Origin of the sequence: Psychrobacter luti (assembly GCF_014192115.1) — a bacterium.
Taxonomy (GTDB): domain Bacteria; phylum Pseudomonadota; class Gammaproteobacteria; order Pseudomonadales; family Moraxellaceae; genus Psychrobacter; species Psychrobacter luti.
In genome coordinates, this window is sequence record NZ_JACHXL010000002.1 from 312,740 (window position 1) to 325,433 (window position 12,694).

The following is a 12,694-nucleotide window of genomic DNA, read 5'->3' on the forward strand; positions in this document are numbered from 1 at the left end:
CAGTCAATCGATTGTCTTAATAGTTATAGACAAGTAACACTTTAATTTACTCATAATCCTTGCCAGTATTTAATCAATAACTTAGCTAATTATTCTTAGAATGGCATGTAAACTTGACCAAATGAGAAATTTACCTTACCATTCTGTTTCAATGTACTAGAACACAAATACATTTAACTATTTTTATCATTAGAAATGCTAATACTCATTTTAAAATAATAAGGCTTAACTATGACAACGCAAAATACAGCAGCTGGCTATGGATTACATCAATCAATCTTGCCGAACGACGATGGCTTATATGGGGAGTTTGGTGGCAAAATTGCTCACCCTGAGCTTGCCAAAGCCATGGCAGAAATTGAAATAGGTTTTCGTGAGATTATTAAGAATGATGATTTTATCGCTGAGATGAAGCGCTTACGTGAAACTTACGTCGGTCGCCCAAGTCCTATTTATCATGCACAGCGTTTGACGGAGCATTGCGGCGGCGCGCAGATTTATTTTAAACGTGAGGATTTAAACCATACGGGCGCGCATAAGATTAATCACTGTTTGGGTGAAGTACTATTAGCCAAGAAATTAGGCAAAAAAAAGGTAATTGCCGAAACGGGCGCGGGCCAACATGGCGTAGCGTTGGCAACAGCAGCGGCATTAATGGGTTTAGAGTGTGAGATACATATGGGCGTGGTCGATATTAAAAAAGAACATCCAAACGTCAGCCGTATGAAGATTTTGGGTGCCAATATCGTTCCTGTATCGCGCGGTGCTGGTACGCTAAAAGAAGCAGTTGATAGCGCCTTTGAGACCTATCTTAATGAGATTGATACTAGTATGTTTGCGATTGGCTCGGCATTGGGGCCTGCACCATATCCTGAAATGGTCAGTTACTTTCAATCGGTTGTCGGACATGAGGCACGAGCGCAGTTCTTAGCGACGACAGGCAAGCTACCAAATAAAGTGATTGCCTGTATTGGCGGCGGCTCTAATGCTATCGGTATGTTTAGCGGCTTTTTTGATGATGCAGATGTAGAAAAAATAGGTGTGGAACCAGCAGGTGAAGGCTTAGATACCCCCAATCATGCGGCGACGATGTCATTAGGCGTCAAAGGTGAGATTCATGGGTTTAAGTGTTATGTATTGCTTGATGAAAAAGGTGAGCCAGCACCTGTACATTCGATTGCCTCTGGTCTTGATTATCCAGGGGTTGGACCTCAGCATTCGCACCTGCGAGATTTAAAACTGGCCACTTATGAGTCGGCGACTGATGCAGAGTGTTTAGAAGCCTTTATGGCATTGTCGCGCCTTGAGGGTATTATTCCTGCATTAGAGTCGGCACATGCCATCGCTTATGCCATGAAAATTGCCAAGGATATGTTAGCGGATGAGACGATTTTGGTCAATCTATCAGGGCGTGGTGATAAAGACATCGATTTTATTTTAGACAAAGTGGATTTATAAAATAAATCCGCGATAAGTGCAGAAAATACGATACCTATTGAGCGTTTAACCAGTTATCATCAAGGTTTTTTTACTGTCTAATGCTCGATAGGATCATCTCATGTCTAACCGCGACCTCATTATTTTTATCACCCTGTCCTTTATGTGGTCGCTGTCTTTTATTTTTTATCGTATTGGCGTGCCTGAATTTGGTTCGTTAGCTTTTGCGAGCCTGCGTGTGGTCTTAGCTGGACTCACGATGCTGGTGTTTGTAATAGTAAAAAAGAAGAACAGAGTAGGCATTCGTGAAAATTGGAAAGTATTAACGTTGGTTGGGCTGTTCTCTGCAGCAGTGCCCTTTATTCTGTTTGCGTTTTCAGCGCGCTCAGTAAATGCTGGGGTATTGGCGGTACTCAATGCGTCAGTACCGATGATGAGCGGTTTTATCGCCAGTACTTTCTTTAAAGACAGGCTGTCAAAAAAACAAATTATTGGCTTAATCATTGGTGTCATCGGCGTGATTATTTTGATGAGTGAAAACTTATTTGGCGGGCAGGGCGCGGATTCAGGTTCTGGGCTATTACCGATGGGCTATGCATTACTAGCCTGTGTTGGCTATGCCGTTGGCGCCAATATCACCAGAAACTATTTATACAACGTATCACCGGTCGCCATTACCGCAGGTTCACTGATCATTGCCAGTATTATCATGATGCCGATTGCACTTTATGAGTTCCCCTATGGCAAGAGCATCAGCTTAACGGCTTGGGTTTCTGTCATTTGTATTGGTGTGTTTTCGACCGCTATTGCACTGATTTTCATGAATCAGCTGATTAAAAGCATCGGTCCAGTACGAGCGACCAGTATTACTTTGGTAATTCCCATTTTCGCGATTGTTTTAGGCTATCTGCTGCTTGGTGAGGCATTGGATACGCCCGCGATTATCGGCTCTATGGTGATACTATTTGGCACTTACTTGTCGTTGGAGTTGTCTATTAAAAAGATGCTTAAATCTTAAGATAATTCTTGGTTTTGAATTAATTAGCAGCCTTTTAATAGATGGCGCTTAATTAACACCTTCTACTATAATAAACTGAATTGGAAAAGTGATGATGTCAAACGCCTTGGCAAGTGGTATCAGCGCTTTAAGCCTTTTTTCTTCTGCAATTTATATAAGTATTGAAAGGCTAACGCTTACCTTTGTCTAATTAAATAGAGAATCTCATAAAGTTGATGCTGATATATTGACAAAGGTCGACATTCGCTATTTAATCTAGGAACCAATGCCAACTATAAAAAGTGTGAATAATTTTATGGTTCGGTTGTGTTTTTAACTGACAAAAGGATATTGTCATGAGCGCTCAGCTGTTTTTAGGATTTAAGAACTCTGCCACCCTTTTTCGTTCTTCGCGCTATTTGCTCACTGCCGGTACTTTAACGGTACTGAGTATCGCCATCAGCTCAGCGCATGCCGCTGGCATCGAATACAGCAAACAATCGGTCGCGCCCTTTTTTGAGCCGGGCAATTATGCTGAGCTATCTTATGCGTATGTTGATCCAAAAATCGAAGGTACCGATGCCGCGGGTAATAAGATTGGCGACATGATGGATGACTTTGATTTACCCGGAGCAGCTATCAAAATCGCCCCAACAGCCAATACAGCATTGGCATTGATTTACGAGCAACCCTTTGGCGTCGATACCAAATACCAAGCAGGAAACATATTTCATAATAGTATGGGCACGACCGAGGCGCGGGTAGAGACGACTGGTCTCACGCTTTTAGGCGGCGGTAAGATTAGCAATAATGTCTGGCTATATGGTGGTCTTGAATACCAAACGCTAAAAGGCAAGATCACTGGCGCGCAGCCAGTAGGTCTGACCACGGCAGTGTCACAAGTGATTAATGAAGCAGGCGCTCTCTTTGGCATACCGACCACTGATGCTTATTATGATTTGGTCAATAAACAAAATAATGGCACGATTACGCCAGCTGAAACAGCGAGTTTAGGTGCTATCAATAACGCGGCTATAAATCCTGTGGCGACAGCACCTACCTATTATACATTAGACTTTGAAAACGAAAATACGCTAGTGCCTGTTATTGGGATGGCGTATGAAAAGCCGGAGATAGCTTTACGAGCAGCATTAACATATCGCGCGCCCGCCAAATATCAGGTATCAGGGGTAGAAAATCTGCAAGTTATTTTGCCGCCTATCGCTGGCGGTGATGGCGAAACGCCAGCACCAGCAGAAGAAGGACTACCGCTAGCGGGCAAGACCGAAGTTAAGATGCCACAGTCGGTCAATTTCGATTTCCAAACAGGTCTCAGTGAAAAGCATCAGTTGCTGGGTATGGTCAATGCTCGTTGGGTAGATTGGAGTAACTTTAATGTTGCCCCGCCTTTAGCCTCGTTAGCGACACAAGAGCCATTAGCTGCCTATAAAAAAGACGGTTATTCGGTTGAGGTGGCATTGGGTAAGCAGTTTAATCCAAAAGTTTCAGGCGAAGTACGCGTAGGCTATGACCATGGTACTGGTGCGCCGCTCAGTTTATTAGGACCTTATGACTCTATCAAAAGCTTAGGATTAAGCGCGCAATATAAACTAACCGAACAGCTAAGCGTTGCCGCGGGTGGTCAATATATGTGGTTTGAAGGTGGCCCAGTCGATACCAAGGTTGATGGTCGAGTAGCCAATATCGATGATGGATCAGGCTATGCGCTTGGTATGAAACTTGGTTATCATTTTTAAAGAATTGACTGAGATTGCTTGTTAATAACAGCGATTAAAAATAGCTCATATTAGCGCTGATAGAAAGTAGAAAAAAGCACTTACTTTAAAAAGTAGATGCTTTTTTATTGATTGAAACGCGCTTTATTAATCAAAGCTTTCAGTTTGGCAAAACAGCCCTTCCAAGCATTCTCGATTATCACCATCATTTTTCCAAATGGATGGAATCTGCATCGCCTGATTTAATCGATAATAGACCATTTCCCACTCATTCAACTCATAACCATCTTCAGTAGTGCTAGACGCTGGATAAAGCTCTTGACGCTCACTATCGGATAACGCCATAAAGTTAAGATAGTTTTCTGCATCTTTTGCCAAAATGCTATTTGGGCGTTTTGTGAGTGCGACAATCATCTGCTTATAGTCGGGTTTAATAAACTCACGAATTTCATTATCCGTCCACCTTGTATTATCTGAACCAAAAAATATCACGTAACGATAAAGATTTAATAAGACCTTGGCATCTTGTACAGCATAGCCACTTGGATAGCGCTGAATATAGTCCTCCCAAAATATCGCCCGCTCAATCAATTCATCAAAAGTGATGGTAACCGCCGCATCGCTCCAAAAGACCTCTTGATTATCCTTTGCCATCCGTCCAATAAATGCTTTTTGGTCGGGACGTAGATAAGGGATAAAGATATCTGCCATTGCTTGCAAGTCGTGAGCAAACGTATAAAAACCTTCACCCAAGTTACGAGCTCTGACATCAGCGTCGCTTTTTATCAAGCTGATAAGATAGCGTGTGCGAGGGCTCAACTTATTCAATGCTTCTACAGGTACTTGTTCGCCCATCTCTAAAGCAGACATGACATCATAATAAGCTTGTGCCACTTGTGGGTCAGTATTTTCAGCATTTATGTCAGAATCGATTGCTAAAAAGCGCCCATACATTGCTTGATAGTCTTTTAGCAGACTTAAGGCTTCAGTACTATTTGCTGTTGGCAAACAGGCCGTTAATTGTTTTTGGATTTCATAAATAGTGTCAATCTTACTGGTATCATCCACTTTTTGCATGGATTTGTTCAGTGCTAAGCAGGTTTTTGCGTCTAAAGCTGAGTCTGTTGGCTTATTAGATGTAGCTGCTGATTTTTCTATGGGCGTCGGCGTATTGACTTGCTCTGTATCTTTGGCCTCATTTGATTTAGACGACGCATCTGATTTGGGTTGGCACGCGCTCATACCCAAGAGGAAACTTAGTCCTATTGCCAGCGATAATATGGTTTTTTGCATGGACTCTATCCCTTAAGTAAATGCTAAAAAAGTAAAGGCTAAAAATAAATATTAATAATATTGACAGTTTTTTTGAAAAATTGAAAAAAGATGTATAGGTTGTGCATTCAACATTTAATAAAATTTTCACTGATTTTATTATCTTAATATCTTTATAAGCTCATATAAATAATAGCGTTTAAAAGGTTGGAAATATACTTGCGTCGGTGTTTTTGTTTGTAAGTTTTACTTGGAATCATCATCTCTACGCCCTATAAAGAACACGAATTATGAATAGAGTGCTTAATGCGTTTTAGGTGTGAAATTGAGCGCTATTTATTCATGATTAACAAATTCTATAACCATGTTTTTATAACAACAAACAAGGCATCTCATGGCACACGATAACTTATTCGAACCCGTCAAAATGGGCACTCAAACCCTAAAAAACCGTATCATCATGGCACCTTTGACCCGCTTACGCGCTGTTGAGCCGGGTGATGTTCCTACGGCGTTAGCAAGTGAATATTATGCGCAGCGTAGTGGGGCAGGACTGGTCATTACCGAAGCGACGCAGGTATCTTTTCAAGCAAAAGGCTATGCGGGCGCCCCCGGTATTCATACCCAAGACCAAACGATTGCATGGAAAACTATCGTTGATAATGTTCATGCAAAAGGCGGCAAAATTGTCGTACAGTTATGGCACACGGGTTTGGTTGCCCATGAAAGCGTGCAGCCTGATGGCAAAGCGCCTATTTCAGCGTCTGATGTTCATGTGGGGGTACGTACGTCACTGCGCGATAGTAACAATCAAGCCATTCGTGTGGAAGCGACCACGCCGCGTCCTGCCACGCTTGAAGAAGTACAGCAAGTTATTGCTGATTTTGGGCTTGCGACCAAAAACGCCAAAGAAGCAGGCTTTGATGGCGTAGAAATTCATGGCGCTCATGGTTATCTGTTGCATCAGTTTTGGGTGGAACAAACCAACCAGCGTGATGATAAATATGGCGGTAGCCGCGAAAACCGCGCGCGTTTAACCCTTGACGTCATCGATGCTTGTGTCGAGGCGTGGGATGCTGACCATATCGGTATTCGTGTGTCACCGCTTGGTACGTTTAATAACGTTGAAGCAGGCTACAATGAGGACGAAAATATCTGGTTGATTGAGCAGATTAATAAGCGCGGTTTGATGTATTTGCATCTCTCTGAGCCTGACTGGGCGGGTGGTACGCCTTATAGTACTGAATTCCGTCAGCGTGTTCGCGATGCGTTTGATCAGACAATCATTGCTGCTGGTGGTTATACCGCTGAAAAAGCTGAGAAAAATATTAAAGATGGCTATATCGATGCGGTTGCTTTTGGTCGTGACTATATTGCCAATCCTGATTTAGCAGAACGCATCCGCGAAGGCGCGCCGCTTAATGAGCAACATCCGCAAAGCTTTTATGGTGGCGGTACAGAAGGTTACACCGATTATCCGTTTTTAAACCAAGCCTAAATGTTTATTGTATAAATCATTCAACTGGCTTTATTGATTATGATAAAGTGACAGTGCATAAAAAAGCCACCCTGCGATAATCAGCAAGGTGGCTTTTTCAATGGGTAAGTTTTGGCTATTTACCCGAATTGTTAATCCAAATCATTTACCAAAGTTACCCGTTTGATAGTCACGAAATGTTTGTTTTAACTCCGCTTGTGTATTCATGACGAACGGTCCGTAGCCTGCTACTGGCTCACTAATAGGCTCACCGCTTAATAGCAGTAACTTAACAATGTTTGGCGCTTGCTTATTATCAGAGAGCTTAGGATACGTGAGCTCGATGCTATCGCTTATCTGCGTTGCTGATTGTTCATTGGTAGCATTAATATCAGTATCAGTTGGCGTGGCAAACTGAATCAGACTGCCTGCGCTCACTGGCGTATCGTTAATCAGTAGCGCGCCTTCTTGTACCAATATCATGACATTATGGCTATTTGGCACTTGCAGCGTCGTTGTCCCTGATTGATGTAACTCGATATCCCATAAATTGATAGGCGTAAAGGTACTTGCCGCACCTGTCGTATCTTGCCACTCACCTGCAATAATCGCCGCTTTACCAATAGCATGTCTATTCTCACTATCTGTTAAATCAACGATAGGCAAGTCAGCCCGTGTTAAAGTTTGATATTTAGGCTCAGTCAGCTTGTGAGCGCTTGGCAAATTGACCCACAATTGCACCATGCTAAAAGGACCGCCACGCTGGCCAAAGGCTGGCGAGTGGAACTCTTGGTGCATAATGCCGCGCCCCGCAGTCATCCATTGCACACCGCCTTCTTGAATGACGCCATAACCACCGGCCGAATCAGCATGGCTAATCTCGCCTGCATAAGCAATCGTTACCGTCTCAAAGCCCTTATGCGGATGCTGTCCAACACCATGCGGCTGTGTGTCATAGTTTGGATTTGGGGCAAAATTTGTCGGCTGACCATAGTCTAATAACAAAAATGGATCGGTGTGATAGTGATTAAAATCAGCATCATTATCTAAATGATTGAACAAGGTTTTAACATAAAAACCGTCACCGACCCAATGCGGTTCTTTATCGCTATGAATATGTTGGATAGAACGCATAATAAACCTCGCAAGCTTAAACGCTTTATTTTGTGACGATAGAGCTACTTCTTATAAATTTTAATTATTAAGTACCTCTAAAAAGGATATATCAAACCACTTCGCCGCAAACAAAGCCACTGGCCCACGCCCATTGAAAGTTATAGCCGCCAAGCCAACCTGTGACGTCGAGTACTTCACCGATAAAATATAGCCCGTCTTGATGTTTGCTTTGCATGGTCTTTGACGAGACTTCATCGGTTTTAATACCGCCGCGTGTGACCTCAGCGGTACGATAGCCTTCGGTGCCAGACGGCTTTAGCTGCCAGCCATTGAGCGTTGCGCCAAGCTCTATCAAGCGCTCATCTTTAATATTGGCAAGCTCGGTATCTTTGATATCGTCCCATAGATGGGTTTGTAGCGCTGCCAGCAGTTTTTTTGGTAAAGCATTGTCGGTATTGTCTGCCAAAACCGTCCGGATAAGCTGGCGTGGATGTGATTTTTTATGAGCAAGTAAAAGTGCAGTCATATCTATATCAGGCAGCAAATTGATGGTGATGGTTTCGCCAACATGCCAATAGTTGGACAGTTGTAGCATAGCCGGACCAGATAGGCCGCGATGGGTGAAGAGCAGCGGTAGCTTAAAGGAGATGCGCTCATTACTGGCTATCACCGGCAGACTGATACCGGCAAGCGTACGAATCAGCTCACCGGTTTTATCAGTAAATGTAAAAGGAACAAGACTGGCATCGGTTGTGACCAATGTATGGCCGAACTGTTGCGCAAGATCGTAACCAAATCCGCTTGCGCCTAGCGTTGGAATAGACAAACCGCCCGTTGCTACCACGAGCGACTCACAGCGATAACTTGTTTGCGGCAGCTTGCTTTGATTGCCGTTTTCTTTTCTCTCTTGCTTCTCTTTTTTACTTAACTGTTTGCTGGTGATTAATTCAAAGCGGGATTTTTCATTATTCTCAAAAGTTTTTACTTGTTCGATGTGGGTATTAAGTCTGACTTGCACGCCTACGGCGGCGCATTCATCGAGTAGCATGGTTAAAATATCTTGTGCTGAATCATCACAAAATAGCTGCCCGTGCTCGCGCTCATGGTAAGGGATTTTATGCTGCTCAACCATGCCGATAAATTCCCAACTCGGATAACGACTGAGCGCTGATTTACAAAAGTGCGCATTGCTACCGATAAAATGTTCAGGCTCGACAAAGTAATTGGTAAAGTTACAGCGCCCGCCACCTGACATGAGAATTTTTTTGCCAGCTTTATTGGCATGGTCGAGCACTAAGACACGGCGACCACGGCGACCAGCGGTGAGTGCACAATATAACCCTGACGCACCAGCGCCGATGACAATGGCATCATAGTGATTTTGTGATGGTGCATTGCGGGTATTTTCCATGACGATATGTTCCAAAGAGCGAGAGGTTGTAAAGAGTAAAATAAAAGGTAGCTATAAAGGCAGTAATAAAAATGGCTGTAAAATTAGTAATAAAATAAATAGTAGATTTTGATGCAAGAAAATAGCAGGCTACTCAATAGAGCTTGCCGCTATTTTAAAGCCTATCTTTAGGCTAGCCATTGTCCATGTTTTCTTCCAGCTTACAAGGATTAAATAAGGTGATGATAGATTCTCTATAGGACTAAAACTGTCCAAAATTATAAAAACGCAGGCATGAAGAATATTATTGAATAATCAATCGATTCATCAAGATGTGTACTGCCTTATCAAGTATACAGCTGTGCAGCGGAATTGTTGTGATTCACGGTTGATGTCTTGCAACCCTCGCGCTTATTTGTCAAACTATCCTTAGGTGTCACAATATGGAAGATGACGCTTATTACCTGTAGCAGCTATTGTTGTTTGACGTCAGTCGCTTCATGAAAGCTGCTACAGGTCATAATAATTAGAAAAGGATGACTACGATGACTCAGAAATCATTTCCTCTCACGGCTGAATTTGTCGCCGCTGCCAACACCACCGCCGAGCAATACGCTAAAGAATACCAACAATCCATTGCGTCACCTGAAGCAAACGACGCCTTCTGGGCGAAGCGTGCCGAGCTGATTGATTGGATAAAAAAGCCTACCAAAATTAGCAATGTTAATTATGACTTAGAAGATTTTCATATCAAGTGGTATGAAGATGGTGAGCTTAATATCTCAGTCAACTGCCTTGATCGCCATGTTAAAAATAACCCCTATAAACCTGCGATTATCTGGGAAGGTGACCATCCATCATTGCATAAAATCATCTCATTTAAAGAGCTGCATGAAGCTGTTTGTCGCCTAGGTAATGCAATGCGCAAACTTGGGGTTAAAAAGGGCGATCGCGTCACCTTATATATGCCTATGATACCAGAAGCGATGGTGGCAATGCTGGCGTGTACCCGTATTGGGGCGGTGCATTCGGTAGTATTCGGCGGCTTTTCTGCTGAGAGTTTGGGCAACCGTATTATTGATAGCCAATCTAAATTGGTTATTACTGCCGATGAAGGTATTCGTGGCAATAAGCGCACGCCGCTCAAAGCCAGTGTCGACCGTGCTTTAGACATGGATGGCACCGATAGCGTGACCAACGTCATTGTCGTGCATCGTACGGGTAATTCTGTACCGATGAGTGGACGCCGCGATGTTTGGTATCACAGTTTGGTCGATGGTGAGTCAAAGCATTGCGAACCTGAAGTAATGAATGCCGAAGACCCGCTATTCTTATTATATACCTCTGGCTCAACGGGCAAGCCAAAAGGTGTGTTGCATACCACTGGTGGTTATATCACTTATGCGCTTTCTACGTTCCGTGATGTCTTTGATATTAAAGAAGACGACGTCTATTGGTGTACGGCGGATGTCGGCTGGGTGACGGGTCATACCTATGCTACTTACGCTCCGCTTGCTAATGGCACGACGACCGTTATGTTTGAAGGCGTACCAGAGTATCCAACGTGGGCGCGTATCGGTCATATTATTGATAAACACCAAGTCACGGTTTTATACACCGCACCGACGGCTATTCGTGCCATGATGAAAGAGGGTGATACCTTTGTCCGTGAGTCGAATCGCTCAAGTTTGCGCTTGCTCGGTACCGTTGGTGAGCCGATCAATCCAGAAGCTTGGGATTGGTACTATCATGTCGTCGGCGGTGGTAAATGTCCGATTGTCGATACGTGGTGGCAAACGGAAACCGGCGGTATTTTATTGGCGCCGATACCGGGCACGGTAGATATGAAACCGGGCGCGGCGATGAATCCCTTGTACGGTATTGTACCCGTCGTCGTTGACGGTGATGGCGAAATACTTGAAGGTTCTGCGGAAGGCAACCTTGCAATCAGTGGTGGTTGGCCGGGGCAGATGCGTACCATTTATAATGATCATGAGCGCTTTTTAAAAACCTATTTTACCGAATATCCGGGTTATTATTTCACTGGCGATGGTGCGCAGCGAGACGAAGACGGACACTATTGGATTACCGGACGGGTAGATGACGTGCTTAACGTCTCAGGACATCGATTGGGCACTGCAGAGATTGAGAGCGCGGTGGTGGCGCATCCGGCGACCGCTGAGGCGGCTATTGTTGGTATGCCGCACGACATTCGCGGTATGGGTATTTGCGCTTTTATTATCCTAAAATCAGGCGAAACTGCCACTGAATCACTAAAATCAGAGCTTAACCGCCATGTGCGCATGGAGATTGGTCCGATTGCCAATTTAGATGCTATCTATATGGTCAATGTGTTACCCAAGACTCGCTCTGGGAAAATCATGCGCCGTATCTTGCGTAATCTTGCGGCAGGGCAATATGTTGGACTGGGTGATTTATCGACCCTTGCTGATAGCACCGTTATCAATGAATTGGTCGATGTCGTTAAGGCTGAACGCGGAGACTGATAATAGCTATCGAATAGCTATTTATAGGTAAAATCGTTAAAAGTAGATTTTCTAGCGTCAATACTTACGCTTATAACCAAGCTTTTATAGATTTAAGTTAAATAATAAAGAGCCATGTTATCAAAAATAGCATGGCTCTTTTACGCAGACGTTATTGATATTGGCAGGCTTTAAAGATTCAATATATTTAATCTAGACCAATACTAAAAATTAAAGCATGTATCGCTATAAGAAGAGGTAGGACACTATGTTTGGATTTGATATCGATATAGAGCTGATGCAATATCATTTTTTTCAATTGGGTATAGCTTTTATTCTCTCCTTACCGATTGCGCTCAACCGTGAAATGAAAGACAACGGTGCAGGGCTGAGAACTTTTCCACTAGTAACGATTGCTTCCTGTGCTTTTATGCTCGTAGGTATGGATATTTATGATTCGGCTGGTGAAGCGAGGATCATGTACGCAATCATAACGGGTATGGGCTTTATCGGGGGTGGGGCAATTTTTAAAAACGAAGAAGGCTCAAAAGGTACGGCAACGGCAGCAAGCTTATGGAATACTGGTGCTATTGGTATTTCAGTTGCTTACGGTCGCTATGAGATTGCCATTATTTTGTCGTTTGTAGGTTTTTTAATTTTGCAGTTCTCAGAGCCATTTAAATCCAAACATAAGCTTTAATGCTAAAGCGCAGGCAAAAAAGAGCCCACGAAGGAGGTGTCGTGGGCTGAGGAAAACTTATCATGCGACCGAATTACTTTTGA

General features: G+C 43.5%; 9 protein-coding genes. 6 read left to right on the top strand and 3 right to left on the bottom strand.

Going from position 1 to position 12,694, the window contains the following annotated elements; translation table 11 throughout:
* Window positions 1-231: 231 nt before the first annotated feature.
* The 3 genes from trpB (at window position 232) to FHS24_RS05740 (ending at window position 4,191) form a co-directional block, all read left to right on the top strand.
* The gene (gene trpB / locus FHS24_RS05730; RefSeq protein WP_183619631.1) at window positions 232-1,458 is read left to right on the top strand and encodes a tryptophan synthase subunit beta; all 1,227 of its coding nucleotides are present in this window, start codon (window positions 232-234) and stop codon (window positions 1,456-1,458) included.
* A 100-nt stretch (window positions 1,459-1,558) separates the two neighbouring features.
* On the top strand, window positions 1,559-2,455 hold the full coding sequence (locus tag FHS24_RS05735; protein WP_183619632.1) for a DMT family transporter: 897 nt from the start codon (window positions 1,559-1,561) through the stop codon (window positions 2,453-2,455).
* A gap of 335 nt (window positions 2,456-2,790) precedes the next feature.
* A complete protein-coding gene (locus FHS24_RS05740) occupies window positions 2,791-4,191 on the top strand; it encodes a hypothetical protein (protein ID WP_183619633.1) in 1,401 nt (466 codons plus the stop codon).
* 126 nt (window positions 4,192-4,317) lie between these two features.
* Here the strand turns inward: FHS24_RS05740 and FHS24_RS05745 are convergent, their stop codons facing one another.
* The gene (locus FHS24_RS05745; RefSeq protein WP_183619635.1) at window positions 4,318-5,463 is read right to left on the bottom strand and encodes a hypothetical protein; all 1,146 of its coding nucleotides are present in this window, start codon (window positions 5,461-5,463) and stop codon (window positions 4,318-4,320) included.
* A 373-nt stretch (window positions 5,464-5,836) separates the two neighbouring features.
* Between FHS24_RS05745 and nemA the strand changes: the two genes are divergently transcribed.
* Window positions 5,837-6,940 carry an alkene reductase gene (gene nemA / locus FHS24_RS05750; RefSeq protein WP_183619636.1) on the top strand — a complete coding sequence of 368 codons (1,104 nt, stop codon included), beginning with the start codon at window positions 5,837-5,839 and terminating at the stop codon, window positions 6,938-6,940.
* 141 nt (window positions 6,941-7,081) lie between these two features.
* Here nemA and FHS24_RS05755 read toward each other — a convergent pair whose 3' ends face one another.
* Both FHS24_RS05755 and FHS24_RS05760 read right to left on the bottom strand, forming a co-directional pair.
* Window positions 7,082-8,053 (bottom strand): pirin family protein, encoded by a 972-nt coding sequence (locus tag FHS24_RS05755; protein ID WP_183619637.1) that lies wholly within the window; start codon window positions 8,051-8,053, stop codon window positions 7,082-7,084.
* A gap of 91 nt (window positions 8,054-8,144) precedes the next feature.
* Window positions 8,145-9,446 (bottom strand): BaiN/RdsA family NAD(P)/FAD-dependent oxidoreductase, encoded by a 1,302-nt coding sequence (locus tag FHS24_RS05760; RefSeq protein ID WP_183619638.1) that lies wholly within the window; start codon window positions 9,444-9,446, stop codon window positions 8,145-8,147.
* Between the two features lie 524 nt (window positions 9,447-9,970).
* Here FHS24_RS05760 and acs point away from each other — a divergent pair.
* Window positions 9,971-11,932, top strand: a complete 1,962-nt coding sequence (gene acs / locus FHS24_RS05765; RefSeq protein ID WP_183619639.1) for an acetate--CoA ligase — start codon at window positions 9,971-9,973, stop codon at window positions 11,930-11,932.
* Between the two features lie 247 nt (window positions 11,933-12,179).
* Window positions 12,180-12,611 (top strand): MgtC/SapB family protein, encoded by a 432-nt coding sequence (locus FHS24_RS05770; protein WP_183619640.1) that lies wholly within the window; start codon window positions 12,180-12,182, stop codon window positions 12,609-12,611.
* The last annotated feature ends 83 nt before the right edge of the window (window positions 12,612-12,694 follow it).